Source organism: Mesorhizobium sp. WSM4806 (assembly GCF_055811635.1).
Genome location: NZ_JBVVQZ010000014.1, coordinates 28,066 through 54,061, shown reverse-complemented (window position 1 = coordinate 54,061; position 25,996 = coordinate 28,066). Strand labels below are relative to the sequence as shown.

General features: G+C 62.8%; 24 protein-coding genes and 1 tRNA gene. 9 read left to right on the top strand and 16 right to left on the bottom strand.

Annotated elements, in window-relative coordinates; all coding sequences use genetic code 11:
* The first annotated feature begins 103 nt into the window (after positions 1–103).
* Positions 104–1,102: a L,D-transpeptidase family protein gene (locus tag AC0L2M_RS21265; RefSeq protein WP_473535807.1), complete on the top strand. Its 999-nt coding sequence runs from the start codon at positions 104–106 to the stop codon at positions 1,100–1,102.
* A 102-nt stretch (positions 1,103–1,204) separates the two neighbouring features.
* Here AC0L2M_RS21265 and AC0L2M_RS21260 read toward each other — a convergent pair whose 3' ends face one another.
* The 6 genes from AC0L2M_RS21260 to AC0L2M_RS21235 form a co-directional block, all read right to left on the bottom strand.
* Positions 1,205–1,366, bottom strand: coding sequence for a hypothetical protein (locus tag AC0L2M_RS21260; RefSeq protein ID WP_473535806.1), 162 nt, complete (start codon positions 1,364–1,366; stop codon positions 1,205–1,207).
* 15 nt (positions 1,367–1,381) lie between these two features.
* Complete coding sequence (locus AC0L2M_RS21255) at positions 1,382–1,585, bottom strand: hypothetical protein (protein ID WP_051407927.1); 204 nt, start codon at positions 1,583–1,585, stop codon at positions 1,382–1,384.
* A 139-nt stretch (positions 1,586–1,724) separates the two neighbouring features.
* Complete coding sequence (locus tag AC0L2M_RS21250) at positions 1,725–2,423, bottom strand: Crp/Fnr family transcriptional regulator (protein ID WP_287176373.1); 699 nt, start codon at positions 2,421–2,423, stop codon at positions 1,725–1,727.
* A gap of 181 nt (positions 2,424–2,604) precedes the next feature.
* Positions 2,605–2,853, bottom strand: a complete 249-nt coding sequence (locus AC0L2M_RS21245) for a DUF3606 domain-containing protein (protein WP_023802203.1) — start codon at positions 2,851–2,853, stop codon at positions 2,605–2,607.
* 167 nt (positions 2,854–3,020) lie between these two features.
* Positions 3,021–3,094 (bottom strand) — tRNA-Gly (locus AC0L2M_RS21240).
* A gap of 89 nt (positions 3,095–3,183) precedes the next feature.
* Positions 3,184–5,055, bottom strand: a complete 1,872-nt coding sequence (locus tag AC0L2M_RS21235) for an acyltransferase family protein (RefSeq protein WP_473535805.1) — start codon at positions 5,053–5,055, stop codon at positions 3,184–3,186.
* 253 nt (positions 5,056–5,308) lie between these two features.
* Between AC0L2M_RS21235 and AC0L2M_RS21230 the strand changes: the two genes are divergently transcribed.
* The gene (locus AC0L2M_RS21230; RefSeq protein ID WP_027155530.1) at positions 5,309–5,572 is read left to right on the top strand and encodes a DUF6460 domain-containing protein; all 264 of its coding nucleotides are present in this window, start codon (positions 5,309–5,311) and stop codon (positions 5,570–5,572) included.
* 23 nt (positions 5,573–5,595) lie between these two features.
* Here AC0L2M_RS21230 and AC0L2M_RS21225 read toward each other — a convergent pair whose 3' ends face one another.
* From AC0L2M_RS21225 to AC0L2M_RS21215, 3 genes are read right to left on the bottom strand one after another with little or no spacing between them, the layout of a single operon-like run.
* Positions 5,596–6,498, bottom strand: a complete 903-nt coding sequence (locus AC0L2M_RS21225; protein ID WP_473535804.1) for a histone deacetylase family protein — start codon at positions 6,496–6,498, stop codon at positions 5,596–5,598.
* Between the two features lie 32 nt (positions 6,499–6,530).
* On the bottom strand, positions 6,531–7,607 hold the full coding sequence (locus AC0L2M_RS21220) for a quinone-dependent dihydroorotate dehydrogenase (RefSeq protein ID WP_473535803.1): 1,077 nt from the start codon (positions 7,605–7,607) through the stop codon (positions 6,531–6,533).
* Positions 7,604–7,954 (bottom strand): DUF952 domain-containing protein, encoded by a 351-nt coding sequence (locus AC0L2M_RS21215; RefSeq protein WP_128247553.1) that lies wholly within the window; start codon positions 7,952–7,954, stop codon positions 7,604–7,606. Before AC0L2M_RS21215 ends, AC0L2M_RS21220 begins: the two co-directional genes overlap by 4 nt.
* 173 nt (positions 7,955–8,127) lie before the next feature.
* Here AC0L2M_RS21215 and AC0L2M_RS21210 point away from each other — a divergent pair, with 173 nt between their 5' ends.
* Complete coding sequence (locus AC0L2M_RS21210; protein WP_128169125.1) at positions 8,128–8,565, top strand: hypothetical protein; 438 nt, start codon at positions 8,128–8,130, stop codon at positions 8,563–8,565.
* Between the two features lie 125 nt (positions 8,566–8,690).
* Positions 8,691–9,350: a response regulator transcription factor gene (locus AC0L2M_RS21205; RefSeq protein WP_023803301.1), complete on the top strand. Its 660-nt coding sequence runs from the start codon at positions 8,691–8,693 to the stop codon at positions 9,348–9,350.
* A gap of 10 nt (positions 9,351–9,360) precedes the next feature.
* Here the strand turns inward: AC0L2M_RS21205 and AC0L2M_RS21200 are convergent, their stop codons facing one another.
* A complete protein-coding gene (locus AC0L2M_RS21200) occupies positions 9,361–12,849 on the bottom strand; it encodes a hybrid sensor histidine kinase/response regulator (protein ID WP_287248565.1) in 3,489 nt (1,162 codons plus the stop codon).
* 230 nt (positions 12,850–13,079) lie between these two features.
* Here AC0L2M_RS21200 and mscL point away from each other — a divergent pair, with 230 nt between their 5' ends.
* Together mscL and AC0L2M_RS21190 are read left to right on the top strand one after the other, a co-directional pair.
* On the top strand, positions 13,080–13,502 hold the full coding sequence (mscL, locus tag AC0L2M_RS21195) for a large conductance mechanosensitive channel protein MscL (RefSeq protein WP_287364425.1): 423 nt from the start codon (positions 13,080–13,082) through the stop codon (positions 13,500–13,502).
* Positions 13,503–13,613: 111 nt separating this feature from the next.
* Entirely contained in the window at positions 13,614–14,780 is a 1,167-nt protein-coding gene (locus AC0L2M_RS21190; RefSeq protein ID WP_473535802.1) for a pyridoxal phosphate-dependent aminotransferase, read from the top strand.
* Between the two features lie 141 nt (positions 14,781–14,921).
* On the opposite strand, the gene hemA is transcribed toward AC0L2M_RS21190, so the two are convergent.
* Complete coding sequence (gene hemA, locus AC0L2M_RS21185) at positions 14,922–16,199, bottom strand: 5-aminolevulinate synthase (protein ID WP_473535801.1); 1,278 nt, start codon at positions 16,197–16,199, stop codon at positions 14,922–14,924.
* Positions 16,200–16,480: 281 nt separating this feature from the next.
* Here hemA and galE point away from each other — a divergent pair, with 281 nt between their 5' ends.
* From galE to AC0L2M_RS21170, 3 genes are all read left to right on the top strand, one after another.
* Positions 16,481–17,476 (top strand): UDP-glucose 4-epimerase GalE, encoded by a 996-nt coding sequence (gene galE / locus AC0L2M_RS21180; RefSeq protein WP_473535800.1) that lies wholly within the window; start codon positions 16,481–16,483, stop codon positions 17,474–17,476.
* A gap of 113 nt (positions 17,477–17,589) precedes the next feature.
* On the top strand, positions 17,590–18,840 hold the full coding sequence (locus AC0L2M_RS21175; RefSeq protein WP_128169122.1) for a D-amino acid dehydrogenase: 1,251 nt from the start codon (positions 17,590–17,592) through the stop codon (positions 18,838–18,840).
* Between the two features lie 74 nt (positions 18,841–18,914).
* A complete protein-coding gene (locus tag AC0L2M_RS21170) occupies positions 18,915–20,741 on the top strand; it encodes an alanine racemase (protein WP_473535799.1) in 1,827 nt (608 codons plus the stop codon).
* Here AC0L2M_RS21170 and AC0L2M_RS21165 read toward each other — a convergent pair whose 3' ends face one another.
* Genes AC0L2M_RS21165 through AC0L2M_RS21145 form a run of 5 tightly spaced genes read right to left on the bottom strand, consistent with a single transcriptional unit; the run spans position 20,742 to position 25,939 of the window.
* On the bottom strand, positions 20,742–22,112 hold the full coding sequence (locus tag AC0L2M_RS21165; RefSeq protein ID WP_473535798.1) for an FGGY-family carbohydrate kinase: 1,371 nt from the start codon (positions 22,110–22,112) through the stop codon (positions 20,742–20,744).
* Positions 22,109–22,426, bottom strand: a complete 318-nt coding sequence (gene rhaM, locus AC0L2M_RS21160; RefSeq protein WP_473535797.1) for an L-rhamnose mutarotase — start codon at positions 22,424–22,426, stop codon at positions 22,109–22,111. Before rhaM ends, AC0L2M_RS21165 begins: the two co-directional genes overlap by 4 nt.
* A complete protein-coding gene (locus AC0L2M_RS21155) occupies positions 22,426–23,427 on the bottom strand; it encodes an ABC transporter permease (RefSeq protein ID WP_023803290.1) in 1,002 nt (333 codons plus the stop codon). Before AC0L2M_RS21155 ends, rhaM begins: the two co-directional genes overlap by 1 nt.
* The gene (locus AC0L2M_RS21150; protein WP_473535796.1) at positions 23,424–24,401 is read right to left on the bottom strand and encodes an ABC transporter permease; all 978 of its coding nucleotides are present in this window, start codon (positions 24,399–24,401) and stop codon (positions 23,424–23,426) included. Before AC0L2M_RS21150 ends, AC0L2M_RS21155 begins: the two co-directional genes overlap by 4 nt.
* Positions 24,398–25,939: a sugar ABC transporter ATP-binding protein gene (locus tag AC0L2M_RS21145; RefSeq protein ID WP_128177979.1), complete on the bottom strand. Its 1,542-nt coding sequence runs from the start codon at positions 25,937–25,939 to the stop codon at positions 24,398–24,400. Before AC0L2M_RS21145 ends, AC0L2M_RS21150 begins: the two co-directional genes overlap by 4 nt.
* Positions 25,940–25,996: the final 57 nt, after the last annotated feature.

Genomic DNA, 25,996 nt, shown 5'->3' with positions numbered 1-25,996 from the left:
GCCATGTCGCTTCAATCAGAATATCGCTCGAGCGAAGGAACCACACAGGGCCGTGCCGCGTCATAGAAGCGGGCTCCTGTGCAGGTCCCCAGGGAGGCTATCTATGATCAGGCTTCTCCTCGTCTTCGCCGCGTTGCTTGCCTTCGCGTGCGGCGGGGCGCGTTCGGCCAAGCTGGACCTGGCGACCGTTAATCAGGCCCAATTCACCGCCGGTGAACCGAACGATCCGACGCTGCTCAAGGCGCAGATTCTCTTGGATCGCGCCCGCTTCTCGCCGGGGCTGATCGATGGTCGCCTCTCAGAGAACTTCGCCAAGGCAGTCGGCGCCTTTCAGCAGGCGAACGGACTCCGATCCGATGGCAAGCTCACTGCGGAGACCTGGAGCAAGCTCACGGCGACCTCCGCCGACCCGGTTCTGGTCACCTATGAGGTGACGCGCAAAGATTTGCGCGGACCTTTCACCAGGCGTATTCCGGCTCGCATGGAGAGGATGGCCCGTCTGCGGCGGCTCGCCTATCGCAACGCGGTGGAGAAGCTGGCGGAGCGCTTCCATGTCAGCGAAAAGTTGCTCAGGATGCTCAATCCGGGCGTCGGCTTCAGGAATCCTGGCAAGACCTTGATCGTGCCTGATGTTGGCCGCGGCGATCCTCCCGCGGCCGTTGCCGGCATTGAGGTCGACAAGGGCGCTCGCCTGGTGCGCGTGCTCGATCCTTCCGGCAAATGGCTCGCAGTCTACCCCGCCTCGATCGGCAGCGATGAAAACCCGGCGCCAAGCGGCATGGCGGAGGTCAAGCGCGTGGTGCGCAACCCCACCTATCACTACGATCCGGACTTCGCTTTCAAGGGAGTCAAGAGCAAGCGTCCCTTCACCATCGCTGCCGGGCCGAACAATCCCGTGGGATCGGTATGGATCGATCTCTCCATCGAAAGCTACGGCATCCACGGCTCGCCCGAACCTGGCAAGATCGGCACGACCTTCTCGCATGGCTGCATCCGATTGACCAATTGGGATGTCGAAGATCTCGGCTCCATGGTGCAGCCGGGCACGAAAGTCGAGTTCAAGGACGAGATCGCCCGCGCCGTCGACGAGCTTGCCCCGTAGCAAAGCGGACTGGCCCGCCACCTGCTCTCGCAAGGCCCGGGCGCGCGCCGGAGACGATGCCGGATGACGTCCTATGGACCTGACCTTCAGGCCGGTGGCGAGCTACGAGGTGGCTGAAGACCCGTCCGACGACCCCGGCAAACGATCGCGAATGGCTTCCTCGACCTTGCCTGCTAGCGTGCCGGCATCTCCACCCGAGCCTTGCCGGTCGGCCTCTTCCTTGACCGTTTCGTAGGCCTCGGAAGGCTCATGGTCGGACTGCATAATGACGCGCCACGCCTAGCTCTCATTAAGGTCAAAGCTCACCGGAAGGTTGTAGTCTATTGCACGATTGGCAATCATGTTCGCCAGGTCGGAATCTGAGACCGAACATGCCGGTACGATCTGTTTGAGCGCCTTAACGGCGAGCCCCGTCGATATGAAACTATGGCGCCGCCTCCGACTGTTTACATACTGTTCGATGAGATTTTCGAGCTCACGCATGTGCAATCCTTCTTTGACGTCAACTGTGCCAATTGAACCCAGCCGTAATCGATCCGGAGCGACGGCTCATTCACATTGTTTATTTGACGAGAAATCTTGATGCCGCATCAGTGCGCCGACGCGTCTTGGCCGAGGGCGGTCACCGTGGCTCATGGAAGAGATTTAGGTAAGTCGTATCAAAGTCGGCCAGTAAGGCCAATCGCTGGAAATCAAGGATAACAATCCTCCGGTCTTTCCAGATAACCAGGTCCTTCGCTCGAAGCTCCTGCAGTGTCCGATTCACGTGAACTACAGATAGACCAAGAACGTCCCCCATTTCCGCTTGCGTCAGTGGAATAGCGAACTTCTGGTCAGAGGCCAATCCGACTATCTCTAATCGGACATACAACTCGCAAAGTATATGTGCGAGATGCTGTTTGGCGGAGCGACGCCCGAGGCAGGTTATCCAAGTCCTTTGGATCGAGGCGTCAATAGTCGTCGAAAGCCAGAGCATCCGGGTGAGATGTGGACTTCCACCCATTGCTGTAAGCAGGTCTTTGTGTCGAATGAAAACTACATCGCACGAACCCAGCGCGCTCACGCTGTGGTCCATCACTTTTAGCAGTAAACTATGCAGATCGACAAAGTCTCCCGGCACGTGAATTGCCGTTATTTGACGCTTTCCTTCCCGAATAGCCTGGTTTCGAACTGCGAACCCATTCGCGACAAGGCAGCTTTCGGTGGGGCGGGATCCCTCCCTGACGATCTCCTCATCGGGTCCGAAAGTTACCGGCCGAACCGGAAGAGCCTCAATGAGCGCGATCTCGTCTGGCGGCAGGGTGTCGCGGCGGTCGAGCATGTGAACCAGGAGGTCTTTGCCGAACATCGCGGTGCCTTTTGAGCAGATCAGGCATCGAGTTCCAGCGGCTCGTGCCAATTGACATGCCGCAGGTCCCGAGCATCTACGACTTGGCCGCCTGTCGGACACAGATAGAAAAGGTCGCTCTCATGTTCGACTTCTTGGCTATGTCGCTTGCCGGTCATGGGCGGCCCTGGTTGTGAAACGTTCGGTCGTCGTTCGAGATCCGTTCTTGTGTGGTCACGGCGTTTCCGAGCTTCCGAGCCTCCCGATACAGGGTCTCGCGATCATTGCCGTGCTTGCCAAAAAGCTCCCGGATCTGCGGTATTGAGAGGCCGAACTTGGTAGCGAAATAGCGGAATTCATAGTCTTGGTCGCGCGCGACGCGGTTTCCGTCGCCAGAACCTCTATTGCTCTTGTCATCGGCCATTTGGGTTCCTCCCTGGCTGGCCTTCAGATCAAGCGCAAACGCGGATCAGCGTCTTTTGTTGCCGCCTCTTATTAGAATCACGTTATGTTCTATCCGGCTGATGTTTGCCGCTCACCTGATCATGTGGTCCTGTGAGGTGCGGCGCCGGCCGGGCCGACTGGGCAAGCTGGAGCGGGTAGCGGGAATCGAACCCGCGCGTTCAGCTTGGGAAGCTGACAAGCTACCATTACATCATACCCGCGCAGCAGCCTCGTTACCACGCAAGCCGGCATTCGGGCAATCGTTATGCGTGCACTCGTGTGCACTCGTGCCTTGCCAGCGGGCCGACTGTTACTCCGTCGTGGCAACGGCATCGTCTGTGGCAAAGGCCGGCCAGTATTTCGAAATGGCCAGCGTGGCCCCGACGGTAGAAAAATGGCCGTAATCGAAATAGAGGAACTGGCCTGCGTCGGCGTAGGAGCAGCGTCCGGCGCTGCAGAGGAAATTCAGCGGATCGATGAAGGTGGCGCCTTTGGCAAATGCGCGCACACGGTTGTTGATGTCGGGATCCATGGCCATTGGCCAGGACGTATCATCGAGATTTTCGCGCTTTGCGAAGAACGCGATTTTCCGAACATCGGTTATGAACTGCGGGGACTGGCCGATGACAAACACACGCACACCCAGACCACGAACGGTATCGATCGTTTGCTGGAGACCGTCGAAACTTCTGGCCTCGTAATCGGTCCACCGACCGCTGAGCACGACCGTCTTGATGCCAGCGTCCTGGATAATCTTCAGGGCTTGCTGATTGAACCGCATGCAATCCGGGCGTCCATAGGAGAAGTAGGAGAGAATCGGGGGACAGCCCGCGTAAGTGTATTCCACGATATTGGCCCGGAGTTGATTTATGTTGGCGTCCAGGCCTGGAACATAGTGGGCGGCGAACGAGTCACCCCACAACAAAACGGTTGTAGGGAAGCCGCGTGTGCGCGTGCAATCCTCGATATTCCAGTTTTCGATCCGGCTGAAGCCCTCGTTGAAACAGGCGCCATTGCCCCAGTCCCCGACAGGAATCCGCTGTTGGACATAGTCTGGAAAGCGTTGCGGAAAGCCGTTGCCGAGCGCCCCCGCCGCCCCGCCAAGGCAAAGAACAGCGATTGCGCCCGCTGAAAAGGCGAAGATGGGCGCCGGGGCGGTGAAGCTCCTTTTCTGCCGAAACGGCTGCTCGACGTACTTCCAGGAAAACGCAGCCAGCGCGAGGCTTGCTACCGTCAACGCAACGGTCATCGACGGGTCGAATTCTTCTAGTGAGAGATAGTGCGCGAACGCATTGATCGGCCAGTGAACAAGATACAGCGAATAGGAGATGAGGCCGATCCAGACCAGCGGCCGGACTTCTAGTATGCGGCTGGCGATCGTCGAGGGGCTGTTTTGGCCAACATAGATAAGCAGGACCGTTCCGACGCAGGGATACAAGGCGTTGTAGCCCGGGAACGGATCGCTCTCCGAGATCGCAAAGAACCCGATGGCGAGAAGGCCAAATCCGGCCAATCCGAGCAGTTCCATAAGAAACCGGCTGCTCAGGGGCGGGGGGCGTTTCAGCATGAGCACGGCGCCCAGCATGAGTTCCCAGATCCGTGTCGGCAGCAGGTAGAATCCCGCGTTTGGCGCCAGCCACGTCGCCATGACCGCCAGCACGAAACTGCCGAGGATGATCGGCAGGAGTATCGTCAGCCAGCGTTTGGCAAAAAAGCGGTAGATCAGGAACATCAGGATCGGGGCAAAGATATAGTACTGCTCCTCGACCGAAAGCGACCAGGTGTGCAACAGCGGTCGGAGCTCGGCATCGATGGAGAAGTAATTTGACGTTTTCCAGAAATAGATGTTCGACCAGAAAGTCGAAGCCGCTATGACGCTGAGACTGAATTCATGCATATCCGACGGCAGAAGAATGAACAGGGCCGCAACGCAGGTGAGAAGCGTGACAAAGATCAGCGCCGGCAGAATGCGCCGGGCGCGGCGCCAGTAGAAGCTGACGATCGAAAACTGGCCGCGTTCAAGGTCGTCCAGCAGGCTTCCGGTGATCAGATAGCCAGATATGACGAAGAAGATATCAACGCCGGTAAAGCCGCCTGGAATTGCCGAGATGCCGAAATGGAAGAGTACGACCGGCAGTACCGCAACGGCCCGAAGACCATCGATATCGCGCCTGTACTTCATTCAAGAAGCCCTGTGCTCGCAAGTCACGGTGAGGCAGCGCAGTCCGTCCATCACCGGGCGATGAGTCTGGCAGTTCGATATCAACTGGTTACCCTCTGTCGCTCAATTTTGCTGCACTGCAACATAGGTGTCAAGAGCACAATTCGGCAAAGCGCCGACCGCAGCTACTAAGCGATCGCCTTGATGCCGGGCGGCCAAGTGCGTATTTCTGGAGCTGTGCCCGAATCGGGGCAACCGAATCTGGAGACACGCCTTGTCCGCACTGACGCGCTTTCTCGGCGACACGCCGCTCCGGGTGCTCCTGAAGCTGCTGGTGCTGTCGTTCCTAGTCGGCCTTGTCATGAACGCTTTCGGCTGGTCGCCGATGGATGTGCTCTACGGCATCCGCAATGTCTTCGTCGATCTCTGGAACCTGGGCTTCCGCGCTATTGACCGTTTCCTCGGCTACATCCTGCTGGGTGCGGCGATCGTCATTCCAGCCTTCATCCTGCTCAGGATCGCCAACTACCGGAAATAGAGCAGACGCCGAACCGAAGGCCGTCAGGCGAAGCCTGAGGCCGTTTCGAACAGGATGGCGTGGCGCGCGGCCAGAGCCGCCACGTCAGTCGAATAGCCGCCGCCGATAACGCCGCAGACCGGGATGCCGAGCGCGCGGAAATGACGGATCACCATGTCGTCGCGCGCACGCAGCCCGTCGTTCGACAGCGACAACCTGCCGAGCCGGTCCTCGGCATGAACGTCGACCCCGGCATTGTAGAAAACAATGTCCCAGCGCGCCCTGGCGGTGAGTTCCGGCAGCATGCCGCCCAGCCTTTCGAGATAGGCCGCATCGCCGATGCCGTCGGGCAGGGCGATATCGAGGTCGGAAGCGATCTTGCGCGTCGGATAGTTACGATCGCCATGCATGGAAAAGGTGAAAACGCGCCGTTCAGCGCCCAAAATGTCGGCCGTGCCGTCACCCTGATGCACGTCGAGATCGACGATCAGGATATTGCCGGCGACGGCTTCGGCAAGCAGCACCAGTGAAGCCACCGCAACATCGTTGAAGGTGCAGAAGCCGGCGCCTTGCGCGCGCCGCGCATGATGGCTGCCGCCGGCGGTATTGCAGGCGATACCGTTCAGCAACGCCAGCCGCGCCGCCAGCACTGTGCCACCCGTTGCGAGCTGCGCCCTGAGCGAGACGCGTGGGCCTACCGGAAAGCCGATCTCGCGTTCGATTTTTTCTGGCACTTCGCAGGCCAGCACCTGGTCGACATAGCCGGCGGCATGGGCAAGCTCCAGCCATGATGCCGGCGCCGGTTCGGGCACATTGAGCGCGGCGGGGCTGGCCAGTCCGCGCGCGCCCAAGGCTTCCATCAGCAGCTTGTATTTGCTCATCGGAAAACGATGGTTGACGGCGAAGCCGGCGTCGTAGTCGGGATGATGAACGATCTGCAGGGGCATGAGCGGCAGGTGCTTTTTAGAGCGACTTCGGGTTAGAGCGGCTTGGATGCCCATCGGTCGAGGCTGGTATCGCGCAACTCGCGCAGTGATTTGAGCCGTTGCATGTCGGCGAACCGGACCATACCCGCAACAATGCGGCCCGGCAGTGCCGGCCCGGCATAGATCATGCCGGTATAGATCTGGACGAGATCGGCGCCGGCGCGGATCTTTTCGAGTGCCGTCTCCGCGGAATCGACGCCGCCGACGCCGATGATGGCGGGGTCCGGGCCAAGCAGTTTGCGCATCTTTGCCAGCACGATGGTCGAGCGCTCGAACAGCGGTTTTCCCGAAAGCCCGCCGGTCTCGCCGGCAAGATCGGCGCTGCGCAGCCCCGGCCGCGCGATGGTGGTGTTGGAGACGATGACGCCGTCTATTGCTTTCTCGGTGACCTCGGCGGCGATATCCTCCAGCTCGGCCTCGACCAGGTCCGGCGCGATCTTCAGAAAGATGGGCGGCTGCGCGGCCGCTGCCGCACGTGCGGCCATGACGCGCGACAGCAACTCGCCAAGCTGTTCACGCGCCTGCATGTTGCGCAGGCCCGGCGTGTTCGGCGAGGAGATGTTGACCGTCAGATAGCTGGCGTGTGGCGCAAACCTGGCAACGCCGCGTTCATAGTCACCGACGCGGTCGGTGCTGTCCTTGTTGGCGCCGACATTGACGCCGACGATCCCGGCGCGGCCCTTGCGGGCGGCAAGCCGTTGTTCGGCGGCCGCGTGACCCTCGTTGTTGAAGCCCAGCCGGTTGATCACCGCTTCGTCGTATGTCAGCCGGAAAATGCGCGGCTTCGGGTTGCCGGCCTGCGGCAGCGGCGTGATCGTGCCGACCTCGGCAAAGCCGAAGCCAAGGCCAAGCAGCGCATCGGGAACCTCGGCGTTCTTGTCGTAGCCGGCGGCCATGCCGAGCGGATTGGGGAAATCGATGTCGCAGACGCTGACTTTCAGCCTGTCGTCGCGCACGGGTCTCCCGCCTATCGGCAGCCCGCATTTCAGCGCCGCGATCGACAGGCCGTGGGCGGCTTCCGGATCGAATGCGAACAGGAACCTCTGGCCGAGCCGGTCGAGCACGCTCATTCGGCCTCCAGCGTCGGGAATTGGTGCCGGCCATCGGTGCCGAGCGGCAATGGTTGCACCCAGACGACGGCGTTGAGGTCGAGCGGGCCGTAAAGATGCGGGAACAGCGCACCACCGCGCGAGACCTCGTATTTCAGCGCATCACCCAGTCTGGCGTCATCGACGGCGACCAGCAGCAGCCCGGTCTGGCCGGCAAAGTGTTTTGCCGCGGTTTCCTTGGCCTGGCCGGCGGTGGAAAAATGAATGAAGCCGTCGGCGACATCGATCGGCGCGCCGGTGAAGCGGCGATTTCTTTCGGCCTCGCGCCACAGCGGTTCAGGCACTATCTTGTAGATAAGCTGAGACATGGTTGCGCTATAGTCCGAACCAATCGTACGGGGAAGAGGCAAGCAGGTTCCGGAAAAGTGTCACACGGTTTTCCGACAGGAACCTGCGTCAAGGTAAAGGCCAGGGTTCTTCCCCATTTCCGGCGCAAACATGCGATAAGATCGCGCTTACTGGCCTATGGAGGACAAACAATATGCGTCCGCAGCACGTCTTGATCCCTGCAGCCCTCGTCTCGCTCGTCGCGGCATCGGCCTTTTCCGAGGAAGCCGACCGCTACCGGTTGGAAAAGTCGGCCACCGGCTATGTCCGCATGGACACGCAGACCGGTGCGATGTCGATCTGTGAGGAGCGTTCCGGCCAGCTCGTCTGCAAGATGGCGGCCGATGAACGCGCCGCCTTCCAAGACGAGATCGACCGGCTGCAAAATTCGGTGAAGGCGCTCGACCAGCGCGTCGTCAAGCTCGAGAACTCGCTTGCCGCCCGCTTTGAGTCGACATTGCCCAGCGAGGAGGATTTCAACAAGACGATGAGCTACATGGAGCGCTTCCTGCGCGGCTTCATGGGCATCGTCAAGGACATGGAAAAGGACAGCGGCGAGGATGGCGCCAAGCCCAATTCGCAAAAAACCTGAGCACCGTTCACCGGGGAAGCCCGGCGCACCGGCTTGCCGCTTGAAAACGGCTGATATCGCCGCATAATCGTTCGACTGATCCCGCAAGAAGCAGACAATCATCAATGGGATTCGGGGAGGGCCATGTGCCGTCAGGCTATACTTTCGTCATCGCTGACGATCATCCGCTTTTTCGCGGTGCGCTGAGAGAGGCGCTTGCCGGCATCGGCGACGTCGCCGGCATTCACGAGGCCGGCGATTTCGAAAGCGCCAAGGCGCTGGTCGTGGCCAATGAGGACGTCGATCTGGTGCTGCTCGACCTGTCGATGCCAGGCGCTAGCGGCCTTTCCGGTCTGATCTCGCTGCGCGGCATCCATCCGACTGTGCCGCTGGTAGTGGTGTCGGCACATGACGACCCGGTGACCATCCGGCGCGCGCTCGACCTTGGCGCTTCGGGTTTCATCTCCAAATCGGCCAGCATGGAGGAGATCCGCAGCGCTGTGCAGTCGGTGCTTGCCGGCGACATCGCTGCGCCCACCGGCATCGATCTCGGCGTCGAGCGCGATCCCGAGATATCCGATCTGATCAAGCGGCTGCAGACGCTGACGCCGCAGCAGACGCGCGTGCTCGGCATGCTGGCGGAAGGTCTGCTCAACAAGCAGATCGCCTACGAGCTCGGTGTCTCCGAAGCGACGATCAAGGCGCATGTCTCGGCCATTCTGCAGAAGCTTGGCGTCGACAGCCGCACCCAGGCGGTGATCCTGCTGTCCAAGATCGGGAGCGACCCGCTGGCGGCGGCCGGCTGACCCTCCGGCTTTACTCGGCCGCCGACGCCAGCGGCCTGACCCTCGCCATCATCGAGCGCAGCACCGCTGGTTTGAGCGGCTTGTTGATCACCGGCACGTCGAGCCTGCCGGCGCTGGCGCGCACCTCGCTCGAGCGGTCGGCGGTGACCAGCACCGCCGGCATGTCATGGCCATGGATAGCGCGCAGTTTGGCGATGGCGTCAAGGCCGGTCTCGCCGTCGAGATGATAGTCGGCAAGCACGATGTCGGGCCGACGCATGCCGGACCCCTCGAGATCCCTCGAGCCGGCAAACGTGTCGACGCTGCAGCCCCAGCCTTCGAGCAGCAGCCGCATGCCGTCGAGGATGCGGGCGTCGTTGTCGATGCAGAGCACGCGGAGCCCGGCAAGCGAAGCAGCCGTGCGGACCGGCGCCTTGGCCTCGATCTCGCGCCGCGGCTCCTGCACTGCCGCGACCGGCAGGACGACGGAAAAGCGTGTGCCCTTGCTCGGGCTTGAAAATATCTGGAGTTCGAGGCGCAAGACGCGAGCGATGCGGTCGACGATCGAAAGGCCGAGCCCCAGGCCTTCGGCTTCGCGGGCGCCCTCATCGAGCCGGGTGAATTCGTGAAAGACCGTGTTCAGCTTGTCGGCGGCAATGCCGATGCCGGTGTCGATCACCTGTATCTCGGCCAGTTCGCCGCGCCGCCGCACGCCGACCAGGATGCGGCCATGGCGGGTGTATTTGATGGCATTGGATACGAGGTTCTGGATCAGGCGGCGCAACAGATTGCGGTCAGTCGTCACGCTGAGCGACGATGGCATGATCGTCAGGCTGAGTTTCTTCTCGGCGGCAAGCGGCTGAAAGTCGTTGCCGATCTGGCGCAGCAGTCCATCCAGGCTGAAGGCCGTGTCGTCCGGTTTCATCGCGCCGGCGTCGAGACGGGAAATGTCGAGGACTGCGCCGAGAATGGTCTCGACCGATTCCAGCGAGGATTCGATGTTGATCGCGGCCTTGCCCGCAGGTCCCTTGCCGGCCTTTTCGATCAGCGACGAGCAATAGAGACGAGCAGCGTTCAGCGGTTGCAGGATGTCATGGCCGGCGGCAGCGAGGAAGCGGGTCTTGCCGAGATTGGCCTCCTCCGCCAGCATCTGCGCCTGTGCCAGCTCCTCGTTGACGCGGGTCAGTTCGACGGTGCGGTTCTTGACGCGCTGTTCGAGCGTTTCATTGGCGCGCTTCAGCGCCAGGTCCTGCTCAACGCGCCCGGAAATGTCGGCATAGGTGGCAACGATGCCGCCATCCGGCATCGGGTTGGAGCGCAATTCCAGGATGCGGCCGCTGGTCTTCAGCTCCATCTGCCAGGGGCTGACGAAGCTGGTGAGGCGGTTGAGCATCGCCACCCGCTGGTCGGCCGGAATGTCGCCGCGCTCGGCAAGGTGGCGCAGGATGCGGTCGAGCGAGACGCCGACCTGGCCCATCTCGTCGGGCAGGTCGAACAGCGCCCGATATTGGCGGTTCCAGCAGATCAGCCGGAAATCCCTGTCGAAGACGGTGATGCCCTGTTCCATCTGGTCGAGCGCGATCTGCAGCAGGTCGCGGTTGTGCTGCAACGCTTCGGTGGCGTCGTCGAGCAGGCGAAAGGCGTCCTTCGCCTCTCGATCATTGCGGCGCAGCAGCAGCGACAGGATGAGCCGCGCCGAAGAGGAGCCGACGGCACTTGCCAGAAGTTGCTCGGAGAAACGGATGACGTCCATGCTGGCCTGCTCGTTGCCGTGCAGCGAAGCGCCGTTGCTCTTTTCGAACGACTGAAACGACCGTTCAGTGCGTTCGACGCCGAGATAGCGCGCGATGGTGTCCTTGAGGTCGTTGACGGTGACGGTGGTGCGGAAGCGGCGCAGGCTCGGCATCGGGCTCGCCTCGCGCGGCACGAAAATCGACGCCTGGATGCGCTCCAGCGGCACCGACGCGCGCGACAGCGAGCCTAGCACGAAGAACAGCGTGTTGACCGACAGGCTCCACAGGACACCGTGGTTCAGCGGCTCGGCGACGGTGCCGAACAGCGCTTGCGGCCGCAACGCTTCGAAACCGAACAGGCCGTGGACGACGATGCCGGTATCGGACGCGGCGAGCGAAGGAAGCAGCAGCGTATAGCTCCAGACGACGATGCCGGCGACCATGCCGAGCGCCGCCCCCCTACCGTTGGCGCCGCGCCAGATCAGCCCGCCGATCAAGGCCGGCGCGAACTGCGCGATCGCGGCGAACGACATCAGGCCGATCGAGGAGAGCCGCGCGCTGTTGGTGCTCTCGCGATAGTAGAGGAAGGCGACGAACAGCATGATGAAGATCGCCGCCCGTCGCACGTTGAGGATGAGCGCTGACCAGTCCTCGTTCTCCGATGTCGTGGTCTTGAGCAGGCGACGCACGAACAGTGGAATGACGAGATCGTTGGAGATCATGATCGACAGCGCGACGCTTTCGACGATCACCATCGCGGTGGCCGCTGACAGGCCGCCGATGAAGGCGGCCATGGCCAACACATCGTGACCGCTGAGCAGCGGCAGCGACAGGACATAGAGGTCGCTGCTGGTCCTGGTGCCGACCAGCGCCAGGCCGGCGAGCGCGATCGGCAGCACGAAAAGGTTGATCGCCACCAGATAGAGCGGAAACACCCATGTCGCGGTGCGCAGTTCGGCCTCGCTGCGGTTCTCGACGATGGTGACATAGAACTGGCGCGGCAGCATGATGATGGCGAAACCGCTCAAACACGTCAGCACCAGCCAGGTTGCGAGCGAGGTGCTGTAGCTCATCGCTTGCTGAACTTGCGAATTCTCGGCGAGCTTGTCGACCATATCGCCCGGGCCGCCGAAGATCAGGAACGTCACCATCAGGCCGATCGCCAGGAAGGCCGCGAGCTTGACGACCGTTTCCACCGCGACGGCCAGCACCAGCCCGTCCTGGTGCTCGGTGGCGTCGGCGTGGCGCGTGCCGAACAGCACCGCAAACAGCGCGAGCAGCATGGCGACGACCAGTGAGATGTCGCTGACGAACGGATCGAACGAAGGCGGCGAGCCGGTATAATGCTCGACCATCAGGCTGACCGAGCCGGAAATCGCCTTTAACTGCAGCGCCATGTAAGGCACCGCGCCGACCGTCGCGATCAGCGTGGCAATCGCTGCTACGGCGAAACTCTTGCCGTAGCGGGCGCCGAGGAAGTCGGCGATCGAGGTGATCTTCTCTGTCTTGGCCAGCCTGACGATGCGCCGAAGCAGCGGAAAGCCGAACACGAACACCAGCACCGGGCCGATATAGATGCCGAGGAATTCAAGGCCGCGCTCGGAGGAAAGGCCGACCGAACCGAAGAACGTCCAGGAGGTGCAGTAGATCGCCAGGCTGAGCGCATAGATGAAGGGCCGGGCCCGGTCAGACCCGGATGTCGTTGAGCGCCGGTCGCCGAGGCTGGCGATGGCGAACAGCAACGTCACATAGGCAATCGCAATGATGACGACGAACCAGCCCTGCACGGCCTGACAATCCTCCCTTGCCGGTTTTGCATCCGGCCTGCTGAGACGCAATCACAGCTTGGCGATCAAGTCCATCGCGGCTTTCGGCGCAGATGGCTGCGGCTTCGGAATCTTGGCCGGCGGAAACGGTCTTTTGTCCATGCTGCAACTGCAGGCTTTTGCTATTGTGCCAGTGAAGCCAACGATCGGGCGAGGGCGGCGGCCTGGCGCGTCAGAACAAGGAGGGTCGAATGCTGAAAGAATTCCAGGAATTCATTTCCCGGGGTAACGTCATGGACCTGGCCGTCGCCGTCATTATCGGCGCTGCCTTCAGCAAGATCGTCGATTCACTGGTCAATGACATCATCATGCCGATAATCGGGGCGATTTTCGGCGGACTCGACTTCAACAATTATTTCCTGCCCTTGTCCTCAGCCGTCAACGCCACATCGCTGGCGGATGCCAAGAAGCAGGGCGCAGTCTTCGCCTATGGCAGTTTCATCACCGCCGCGCTGAATTTCATTATCCTCGCTTTCATCATCTTCCTGATGGTCAAGGCCGTGAACAATCTGCGCAAGCGTCTGGAGCGTGAGAAGCCAGCTGCGCCTGCGGCCGCTCCGCCGGCCGATGTTGCGCTGCTCACTGAAATTCGCGATCTCCTCGCCAGGAAATAGCCCGAAGACAGATTCCCTGGACCAAAACCCCGGCCGTTTGCGGCCGGGGTTTTCTGTTTTCGCCTGTCGCGAAACGCGCTAGCAGTCCAGAAGACGAAAACGGATCTATCCATGACCCTGATCGAGAATTTGCGCGCCGAGGCCCGGGCCGCGCCGGAAAGCGGCATTGTCGCCGTCATGAACCGCGGCCGCGACCGCGATGGCATGATCCCGCTCTGGGCCGGCGAGGGCGACCTGCCGACGCCCGCCTTCATCACCGATGCCGCTGCCCGGGCGCTAGCCGGCGGCGAGACCTTCTATACCTGGCAGAAAGGCATCCCCGAGCTGAGGCAGGCGCTCGCCCGCTATTACGTCAGGCATTTCGGCAAGCGCTTCGCCGAGGAAGAATTCATCGTCACCGGCTCGGGCATGCATGCCATCCAGCTGGCGATCGATGCCGTCGCAGGGAAGGGGGACGAACTCGTCTATCTGTCGCCGGCCTGGCCGAATTTCGCCGCAGCCGCCGGTGTGGCGGGCGCTATTCCGGTCGCTGTCACGCTCGACCAGTCCGGCAATGGCTGGTCCTGCGACGTCGGCAAGATCGAGGCGGCGATCACGCCAAGGACAAAGGCGCTGTTCGTCAACACACCCTCCAACCCGACCGGCTGGACCGCCGACAGGGAGACGCTGCAGGCGATCCTCGATCTTGCCCGTGGAAGGGGCCTGTGGATCATCGCCGACGAGATCTATTCGCTGTTCCACTACGGCGATGGTCGCGCGCCGTCCTTTATCGATATCATGGCCGACGAGGATCGCATCCTGTTCGTCAACAGTTTTTCCAAGAACTGGGCGATGACCGGCTGGCGGGTCGGCTGGATCAAGACCCATCCTTCGCTGCAGCAGGTGTTCGAGAACCTGGTCCAGTATTCGACCTCCGGCGTTGCCCAGTTCATGCAGCGCGGCGCGGTCGTCGCCCTCGATGAGGGCGATGCCTTCATCGTCGAGCAGGTGGAGCGGGCAAGGGCGGCGCGTGACCTGGTCTGCGGCATCCTGGCTGCGACCGGCAGGGCAGGCTTCACCGTGCCGCAGGGAGCGTTCTATCTGTTCTTCGCGGTCGACGGCGTTACCGATTCACGCGCCGCCGCCTTCGACATCGTCGACCGCGCCAATGTCGGCCTGGCGCCCGGAACCGCCTTCGGCCCCGGCGGCGAAGCCTTTCTCAGGCTATGCTTCCACCGCCGCCTCGACCAGCTCGAGGAAGCCGCACACCGGCTGGCGAAGTGGATGAAGAGTGTGTGAGAGTCAGATCCGCCCGAGTGTGCGCAAGCGAAGCGACGTCGCGTAGGCCCTAGGAACCATACCGTGACCTTCGAATGCCGCGGCGTGGAAGAACAACGCGGCACCGAGAGCGGAGACCGCCATCATGCCCTCGGCTGAAGATCACCCGCCGGACTTCGGCACCAGCAGCGGAATGACGCGGTCGCATTCCCTCACGGCCGGCCGGCCCGCAGAACCGTAAGAGATACCCAAAGCATCCCAGGTCTCGACCAGAGCGTCCTGCAGTCCCGCGATCAGTTGATCCGAATGGAACGGCGTCGGCGTGATCCGCAGCCGTTCGGTGCCGCGCGGCACGGTCGGGTAGTTGATCGGCTGGATATAGATGCCGTGGACGCCGAGCAGGCGGTCGCTGGCCATCTTGCACAGCTCGGGATCGCCGACGAGCAGCGGCACGATGTGGGTAGCGGACTCCATCACCGGCAGGCCGGCGGCGGTAAGGACCTGCTTGGTCCGCGTCGCCTGGCGCTGCTGCGCGGCTCGTTCGGCCTGTGAGCGCTTGAGATGGCGGATCGACGTGGTCGCCGCGGCGGCAATGGCCGGCGGCAGCGCCGTGGTGAAGATGAAGCCCGGCGCATAGGAGCGCACGGCATCGATCACCGCACTTGTGCCGGTGATATAGCCGCCGAGCGTGCCGAACGCCTTGGCCAGCGTGCCTTCGATGATGTCGATACGGTCGGCCAGCCCTTCGCGCTCGGTGATGCCGCCGCCGCGCGGTCCGTACATGCCGACGGCATGCACCTCGTCGATATAGGTCATGGCGTTGTAGCGCTCGGCAAGTTCGACGATCTGTTTGATCGGCGCGATATCGCCATCCATCGAATAGACGCTCTCGAAGACGATCAACTTGGCGCGCTCGCGGCCCGCCGCCTGCAGCAGGCTTTCGAGATGCGCAACGTCGTTGTGGCGGAAGATCTTCTTCTCGGCGCCCGAACGCCGCACGCCCTCGATCATCGAGGCGTGGTTCAACTCGTCCGAGACGATCAGGCAGTTGGGCAGCAGCCGCGCAATGGTCGAGATCGAAGCTTCGTTAGAGACGAAGCCGGAGGTAAAGACGAGCGCGGCTTCCTTGTCGTGCAGGTCGGCCAGTTCCAGTTCGAGCTCGACCAGCGGATTGCTGGTGCCGGAGATGTTGCGGGTGCCACCGGCGCCGGATCCCATCTTGCCGGCGGCGTTCTGCATCGCGGCGATGACGTCGGGATGCTGGCCCATGCCGAGATAGTCGTTGGAGCACCAGACGGTGATTTCCTGGGCGCGGCCGTTGGCGCGCCAGATGGCGCGTGGGAAGTTCCCCACGATGCGCTCGAGGTCGGCGAAGATGCGATAGCGACGCTCGGCGTGAAGCTGGTCGATCGCGTCTTCGAAGAACCGCTGATAGTTCATTTCGGCTTCCCAATTTTTGCGTGGGATCATAATCATTGCCCTATTCGCCGTCTACTTGGCCTTTTTGGTCAAAATGCCACGCCCCAAGCCTGTTCCTAACGGCCACGGATCATGGCCTATTCCCTTGATGTGGATCAATTTTGTTTCAGGACGATGCCATGCGCCGATGAGACTGGTTACCGCAGGCACTGATGGAAATGGACTAATGGCCCAGTGGCAGGCTTTCCAGTAAGGCGGGTGTGGAGACAGCTTCCGATTAATCTTGAGCAGCGAGGACACGGATGACGGTTTTGGTGACAGGCGGCGCTGGCTATATCGGCAGCCATATGGTCTGGGAACTGCTGGACGCGGCCGAGAGCGTTGTCGTCCTCGACCGGCTTTCGACCGGCTTCGAATGGGCGGTGGCGCCGGAGGCAAAGCTTGTCGTCGGCGATGTCGCCGACAAGGAGCTGGTCGGCGGGGTCATCCGCGACAATCATGTCAATGCGATCATCCATTTTGCCGGCTCCATCGTGGTTCCCGAATCGGTCGCCGACCCGCTCGGCTATTACGAGAACAACACCTGCAAGACGCGCACGCTGATCGAGACCGCGGTGCGCGAAGGCGTGCCCAATTTCATCTTTTCCTCGACCGCCGCCGTCTATGGCGGCGCCGGGCTGGAGCCGGTGCGCGAGGATGCGCGCCTTGCACCGGAATCGCCCTATGGCCTGTCCAAGCTGATGAGCGAATGGATGCTGCGCGACGCCGCAATCGCCCACGGCTTGCGCTATACGGCGTTGCGCTACTTCAACGTCGCCGGCGCCGATCCGAGGGGCCGCACCGGTCAGTCGACGCCGGGCGCCACGCATCTGATCAAGGTCGCCTGCGAGACGGCGCTCGGCAAGCGGCCCTTCATGGAGGTGTTCGGCACCGACTATCCGACGCCCGACGGCACTTGCATGCGCGACTACATCCATGTCAGCGATCTGGCGGCGGCGCATCGGCTGGCGCTGGAACGGCTGCGCGCCGGGGGACCAAGCCTCGTCGCCAATTGCGGCTACAGCCACGGCTATTCGGTGCTCGAAGTTATCGACAGCGTGCGCCGCGTCTTTGGCCATGATTTCGACGTGCGGATCGGCGAGCGCCGTGCGGGCGACGCGGCGGCGGTGGTCGCCAATTCGGAGCTGGCGCGCCGCGAGCTCGGTTGGACCCCGCAACGCGATGACCTCGACCGGATCGTCGCCGACGCGCTGGCTTGGGAGCGTATCCTGACCGGCAAGAATTCGGCGCGGAGCTGAAGTCCCGGTTTTTCCTCCGTGGGCTCGTAGATCGAGCGTGGAAGCGCTATTGAAGGAGCTGCGCGGCTGAAACGTGGAGGCGTTTCGGCCGCGTCTGATCCTTTGGGGGCGGCATGAAGATATTGGTCCTTGGCGCTGGCGTCGTCGGCACGGCGGCGGCCTACTATCTGGCGAGCGACGGCCACGAGGTGACCGTGATCGAACGCCATCCGATGGCGGCGCGAGGCACCAGCCAATCGAATGCGGGCCTGGTGTCGCCAGGCGACGCCACCGCCTGGGCCTCGCCCGCTGCGCTGAGGACGTTTTTGCGCGCGCTCTACAACCACGATCTCGGCATCAAGGTGAGGCTGCGCTTCGATCCTTATTTCTTCGCCTGGAGTCTGCGCTTCCTGCGCCAATGCACGCATGCGCGACTGCGCGCCAACACCGACATCAAGCTGCGCCTGGCGCTTTATTCGCGCGACTGCATCAACGCCATCTCGGCCGACACCGGCATTCACTATGACGAGCGCAAGAAGGGCATTCTCTATTTCTTCCGCTCGCAGCAGAGTTTTGATACCGGCACCGACAATTACCGCTATCTCGCCGAGCACGGTCTGCCGATCGAGATCGTCGGCCGCGACAGGCTGGTCGAGATCGAGCCCGGCCTTGCCGGGGCCAGGGACAGAATAGCCGGCGGCGTCTATTCGCCGATCGACCAGACCGGCGACTCCAGCCAATTCACCCGAAACCTCGCTGCCTATGCCGCCGAGAAACTCGGCGTCCAGTTCCTCTACGGCACGACGGTCGAAGGCCTCGACATCGAAGGCGATCGGGTGCGCGCGGTGATGACCTCGGCCGGCCCGATAACAGCCGACGCCGTGGTCATCTCGATGGGGCCGGAGAGTGGCCTGCTCGGCCGCCGCTACGGCATCGACCTGCCTGTCTATCCGGTCAAGGGCTACACCGCGACCGTGCCGCTGGAGGACGAGGGCAAAGGGCCGACCATGGGCGGCGCCGACGAGGATCAGCTTATCGGCTATTCCAGGCTCGGCAACCGGCTGCGGCTTGCTTCGACCGCCGAGTTCACCGGCTTCGATCGCAGCCACAAGCCGAGCGATTTCGCCGCCATGTTCAGGACCGGCAAGGAGCTTTTCCCAGGCGCCTTCGACGAGAACAAGGCCGAGCTCTGGGCCGGCTTGCGGCCGATGATGCCGAACTCGGTGCCGGTCATCGGCCGGGCGCGCTACAGAAATCTCTACCTCGACACCGGCCACGGCCATGTCGGCTGGACCATGGCCTGCGGCTCGGGAAAATTCCTTGCCGATGTGGTCGCCGGCCGCAAGCCGGAGATCGACCCGCAAGGGCTGGTCTATGTCAATTGAGGGAGAATTAATCGTCGTGTCGGCACCGGGAAGATAAATGCGTCTAATACCGTGCACAAATTCTGAGTAGAAAAATGTCGGGACCGCAAGTCGCCATCGACCTTGGCCGCATCGAGCGCAATGCGCGCACCATCGTCGACCGCTGCGCCCTGTCCGGCATCAGGGTATTCGGCGTTACCAAGGGCACCTGCGGCATGCCGCAGGTGGCGCGCGCCATGCTGCGCGGCGGCGTCGCCGGCATCGCCGAATCGCGCTTCGAAAACATCCGCCGGCTGCGCGACAGCGGCATCACCGCCCCGATCATGCTGCTGCGCAGTCCGCCGATGGCACGCATCGAGGAGGTTGTGCGCACCGTCGACATCAGCCTGCAATCCGAACTCGCCACCATCCGCGAATTATCGCGCATCGCCGAGCGTATGGACCGCGTCCACGACATCATGCTGATGATCGATCTTGGCGACCTCAGGGAAGGCATCTGGCCGAACGACCTCATTCCGACGGTCGAACAAATACTGGCGCTCAGCGGCGTGCGCATCGCCGGCATCGGCACCAATCTCGGCTGCTTCGGCGCCATCATGCCGACGCAGGAAAATCTCGGACAGCTCGTCGCCCATGCCTACAAGACCGAGCGCCTGTCCGGCGCAAGGCTCGACTGGATCTCGGGCGGCGCGTCATCGTCGCTGACGCTGCTGCTCGAAGGCAGGCTGCCCGCCGGCATCAACAATCTGCGGGTCGGCGAGGCGATCCTTCAGGGTGGCGTCGAAACCTTCCGCGAGACGCCGTGGGCCGAACTCGAACCCGATGCCTGCCGGCTGACCAGCGACATCATCGAGGTCAAGCTGAAGCCGTCGCGGCCGATCGGCCAATCCGGCTACGACGCTTTCGGCAACCAGCCGGTGTTTGCCGACGATGGCGACCGGTTGCGCGCCATCGCCAATATCGGCCGCGAGGATGTCTTGATCGAAGGTTTGACGCCGATTGCCAAGGGCGTGCGGGTGCTTGGCGCCTCCAGCGACCATCTGCTTCTCGACGTGACCGATGCCGAGCCGCCACCCGCCGTCGGCGATCGTGTCGCCTTCCGCATGAGCTATGGCGCCATGCTGCTGGCAATGACCTCGGAATATGTCGAAAAGGCGCCAATGCACGATGTCGAGGATTTCTCCGGCCGCAAGATGGTGTCGATATCTGCCGCACCGGCGGCGGCCGGCATCCTGGCCAGGGAGGCGACCGGCGCCCGGCTGGAGGCGATGAATTTCGATGTCGTCGAACTGGCCGATATCGAGCGGCCGCCGTCCGGCCTGGTCCGGCTCACCGCCGGCAGCGACCGGCGCATCGCCCACACGGCGCTGACGGCGACCGCGCGGGCGACGCACTCGTTTGGCCTGATCTGGATCGATTCCATCGCCGCGCTGATGCCCGAGGACGAAGACGGCATCGACCTGCCGGAAGCTTCGGTGCTGGCGCGGGCGCTCGGCCTCGATCACAAGCCCGGCGCGCTGCAGCCACAACTGTCGCCGGAAAACGTCGTCATTGTCGGTTTGCGCCATGCAGATCCGGCCGAGGCCCGGGTGCTGAAGGATTCGCGCGTCTGCGCCTTCACCATGACCGACATCGACGCCATGGGCATGCGCGACGTGATGCACGAGGCGATCCGCATCGCCAGTTCCGGCACGCAAGGCTTTCATGTCAGCTATACGCCTGAGGTGACCGAATTCGCCGGCTGGGCGGCAGGCTCCGGCGGCATCACGGTGCGCGAAACGCATCAGGCCATGGAGGCGATCGCGTTGTCCGGCGGGCTGTTGTCGATGGACGTTTCCGGCCTGACATCAGCTCTGGAACCGCGATTGGCGGCGGAAACGGTCAATTTCGTCATGTCGGCGTTTGGCAAGCGGATTTTGTGATCAGCCCTGTGCGTCGACCGCCGCGCGCCATGAACGTGCGTAATCCGCCCAGGCCGGGTCGACCGGCGGTTCGAACCTTTCGCCGGCGCCTTGTACCGTTCCTTGGTCCGACGCCAACAGGGCGGCGCCGATGCTGGTGCCGGTTGCGGCCTCCGACGCGATGACGGCACGTGCGGTGGCTGCAGCGAGCATGCGCGTGAAAAGCCGGTTGCGGGCGAACGGCCCCTCGACGGTCGTCGGGCCGCCGGCGTCGATCAGGTCGAGGCAGGTCGCGGTCATCAGCGCCAGGTAGAAAGAGATGGCGGCAAAGCGCTGGCCGCCGTTGATGCCGTCTCCGTCGAGCCATGCTGCCCTGTGATGCGGGAACGGCCCCGAACCCTGTTGGGTCGAAGGCAGCAGGGACGTCTTCCGCGCGAGCGCTGTGGCGATATCCTCTTTGGTCCAGTCTTCCGATTGGCCTTCCGTCAGCAGCGAAAACTCACGGCCGCCCATGAAACGCGCCGACGGCACCGGATCACCGAGCGCGTTGACGTTGACGAGCGTGTCGCGGGCCGGGTCGAGCGCGATCTTGTTGCCGCCAACCGCCATCGACACCACCCAGGTGCCGGTCGAGACGACCGAGAACGGCGGCGTATCGGACAGGAGATGCGGCAGCAGCGAGGCGTTGGAATCGTGCAAGCCGCAAAACACCGGCGTTTGCGGATCAAGCCCGGTCCGTATCGCAAGCGCGGGCAGGATCGGGCCAAGGCGATATTTCGCCGGCCGCACCGGCGCCATCAGATGACGCCATTGCATCTTGTCGACCAGCGACGAAAAATCGGCCTTCCACGGGTTCCACAGATCGGTGTGGCAGCCAAGCGAAGTCACTTCGTTTGCGGCGACGCTGGTCAGGCGCAAGGCCCAGTATTGCGGGTACATCAGCATCGCGGCGGCCTTGGCGAACTCCGCCGGGAAGCGCTTCTGCTGCCAGAACAGCTGCGCGCCGAGATTGAGGCCGACCGGCAGGCGCGGCGTGCCCGTCTCGGCGAAGGCCGGACGGTTCGTGTCATAGTCCTCGGCAAGGGTGTCGGGCCCGGCAAATTCATAGTCGAGCACCGGCAGCGCCAACTCGCCGGCAGTGTCCACCAGCACGCCCGTCGCGCCATGGGTGGTGATCGATATCGCGTCGATGCGCTGTTCGCGATTGATCTCGGCGAGGCTGTCGAGGATGAACGACCACAGAAGCTCAACATCGTGGTGCGGGTAGGGACCGTCAAGGACAGGCGCGTTCGCCATGCGGCGCAGCGCAACTTCGCGCAGATCGGCGAGATCGACCAGCGCCACCTTGGCGTTGGTCTTGCCGATATCGATGACGGCGACGTGGCGGGTCATTCCATATGGAACATTGTTTCCAGCGGCTCCGCCACCGGCTCGTTATCAGGCCTGGTCTCCATGATGTTGGCCATTTCAGCCCACCAGCGCTGCATCACCTTGTGCTTCGGCAATTCGTCCATGCCGTGGCCGTCGCGCCGCCACAGCACGCCGAACAAGGTGTTGGTCTCATTGTCGAGATGGATCGAATAGTCGGAAACGCCGGCCTGTTTCAGCAGTGCGACCAGCGACGGCCAGATGTCGTTATGACGCCTTTTGTATTCGGCCTTCATGCCGGGATTGAGCTTCATCTTGAACGCGTATTTCTCGGCCATCAGGTAAAACGCTCCCGCCGCACCCGCCGCCAGACGATGGGCAGCGCGATGACGATGATCAGCAGCAGGCCGATGAAGATCGACATGACTATGCCGGGCACATTGAGCAGCCCCAGGCCGAAAGTCACCAGCCCCATGATGAAGGCGGCGAGCACCACGCCCAAAATGCTGCCGGCGCCGCCCAGGATGCTGACGCCACCCAGCACCACCATGGTGATGACTTCCAATTCATAGCCTTGCGCGATCGATGGCCGGGTCGAGCCGAGCCGCGAGGTGATCAGCACCGAGGCGATGCCCGCCATCAGCCCGGTCAGGCAGAACAGGATGAACTTGATGCGGCCGACACGCACGCCGGAAAACTGTGCCGCGACCGGGTTGTTGCCGATGGCGAAGACGCGACGGCCGAAGCTGGTCCGGTGCAGAAGGAACCAGTAGATGACCGCCGCGACGAGGAACAGCGTCAGCTCGAACGACACCACCCACCAGACATAACCCTGGCCGAAGAAGGCGAAGCTGGAGGGATAGCCTTTGTAGGCCTGGTCGCCGAGGACGATGAAGGCGATGCCGCGAAACAGGCTCATCGTGCCGATGGTGACGACGATCGACGGCAGGCCGAGCCTGGTGACGAGCAGCCCGTTGAAGGCGCCGCAGCCGAGCCCGACCAGGATGCCGATCGCCACCAGCACCGGCGTGCCGGCGCCGGCCTGCACCGCCATGCCCATCATCGTCGAGGCCAGCGCAATGATGGCGGCGACCGACAGGTCGATCTCTCCGGAAATGATCAGCAGCGCCATGGCGAGCGCGATCAGCGCCTTCTCGGTGAAGTTGAAGGTCAGGTCCGACAGCGACCACGCGTCGAGGAAATAGGGCGAGGCGAAGCTGTTGACGGCAAAGATGGCGACCGCCACCGCGACCAGCAGCGCCTCCCACGAGAAGATCGCCGAGTTGAGCGGCGTGTCGAGCCGGTCGGGAATGTGGCGCGGGGCTGGGGTGTCGGTCATGCCGCTTCCGCCTTCTTGAGAATAATGCGGCCTTGCCGGCGTTCGCCGCGCGCGTTGAGCACCACGGCCAGGATGATGGCGCTGCCCGAAATCGCCATCTGCCAGAACGGCGAGATGTTGATGACCGGCAGCGCGTTGGAGATGATGCCGAGGAACAGCGCACCAAGCACTGCGCCGCCGACCGAGCCGATGCCGCCGGCGATCGAGATGCCGCCGATGACGCAGGCGGCGATGATGTTGAGCTCGTAGCCATTGGCGACCTCGACCGAGGCGATGACATAGCGTGAGATCCAGAGATAGCCGCACAGACCGGCGGCCATCCCCGAGATGCAGAAGACAATGAACTTGGTGCGGCCGACATCGATGCCGGCGTAGATCGATGCTGTCGGATTGACGCCGATGGCATAGATCGAGCGGCCGAGCGCGGTGCGCGTCATCAACAGGAAGAACAAGGCGATGACCAGTATGACGATCCACGACAGCACTGGAATGCCGAGAAAGGCCGCGCGCTGCAGGCCGATGAAATCAGGGCTCATCTGATCGGCATTGACCCAGGCGCCGCCTGAAATGACGAAGGTGGCGCCGCGATAGATGGTGAGCGTGCCGAGCGTCACCACGATCGAGGGAATGTTCAGCCGCCATACCAGCAGGCCGTTGATCGCGCCGAGCACCAGGCCGACCAGAAGTGCGATGACGATCAGCAGCGGGATCGGGATTGCCGGATGCGCGGCGTTCAGCATCGCCACCACCATGCCGGTGAAGCACAGGTTCGACGCCATCGACAGGTCGATCGAGCGGGTCAGGATCACCACCATCTGCCCCAGCGCCAGGATCATCAGGATCGAGGTGTCGTTGAACACCTGGCGCAGATTGCCGAAGGCAGCAAAGCCCGGAAAGCGCATCGAGATCAGCCCGATCAGCACGACGATTGCCGCGAGCAGCCAGACTTCGCGATATTTGAGCAAAACCTTCATGCCACAATCCCTGCTGCCGTCTTGACCAGCGTTTCGGCGTCGAGCCCCTTGTTGTCATAGATCGAGGCGATGCGGCCCTCGCGCATGACGATGACCCGGTCGGACATGCCGAGGATCTCGGGCAGTTCGGACGACACCATGATCACCGATAACCCTTGAGCGACCAGTTCGGCCATGAAGCCGTGCACGGCGGCTTTCGAGCCGATGTCGATGCCTTTGGTGGGCTCGTCGAGGATGATCACCTTGGGCGCGGTCGCCAGCCATTTGGCGATGACGATCTTCTGCTGGTTGCCGCCCGACAAAGTGCCGACGTCCTGGCTGAGCGAGGCAGCGCGCAGATCGAGCCGCTCGGTATAGGAACGGGCTAGCGCGAACTCTTCGGCCAGCTGCAACACACCTGACTTGGATGTGCGCTTGAGCGAGGGCAGCGAGATATTCTGGAAGATCGGCAGGCCGATCACCACGCCTTGCTTGCCGCGTTCTTCCGGCACGTAGACGATGCCGGCGTCGATCGAATCCGCCGCCGATTTCGGCATGATCGCCTTGCCTTCCAGCGTGATGGTGCCGCTGCTGGTGCGGGTGATGCCTGATATCGCCTGCATCACCTCGCTGCGCCCGGCGCCGACAAGGCCGTAGAAGCCGAGGATCTCGCCTCTGTGCAGCTCGAAGCCGATGTCGTCGAACTCGGTCGGGTGCGACAGGCCGGAGACGGCAAGCACCGGCGCGCCGATCTCGGCCTTGCGTTGCGGAAAGATGTGATCGACGGCGCGGCCGACCATCATGCGCACGATCTGGCTCTGGCCGGCATCCCTGATCAGGCCTTCGCCGACCATCTCGCCGTCGCGGAACACCGTGTAACGGTCGGCGATGCGATAGATCTCGTCGAACTTGTGGCTGATGAACAGGATCGCCTTGCCTTCGCTCTTCAGGAACTCGACCAGCAAAAACAGCTCCTCGATCTCCTTCAGCGACAGCGCTGCGGTCGGCTCGTCCATAATGACGATCTGGGCGTCGATCGACATGGCGCGGGCGACTGCGACGAGGTGCTTGTTGGCGATGCCGAGATCCTTCAGCCGCGCATCGGCGTCGATGTGGCCGGCGCCCATGGTGTTCAGTACTTCACGAGCATTCTTGCGCATGGTGCGCCAGTCGATGGTGCCGAGGCGCGATCGCGGCGCATGGCCGAGAAAGATGTTCTCGGCCACCGTCAGGTCGTCGAACAGCACGGTTTCCTGGTGGATGGCGGTGATGCCGTGCCCGAAGGCGGCATGCGCGCTGGGCAAGGTCACGGCCTGGCCATCGATACTGATCGTGCCTGTGTCAGGCTGGTAGATGCCTGTCATGATCTTGACCAGCGTCGACTTGCCGGCGCCGTTCTCGCCGATCAGCGCGGTCACCTGGCCTGGGTAGAGCGACAGGCTGACGTCGTGCAGCGCGCGCACGCCGGGAAAACTCTTCGAGATGCCGGCCAGGGTCAGGCGCGGAGCCGCAGCCAAAGGCTGCTCAGTGGTCGGGTCGAGTTGGGCTGTCGTGTCCATAGTCGTATCAAGCCCTTAAGCAGGTCCGTTTGAGGACGCGGCGGAACTTGAGCTCCG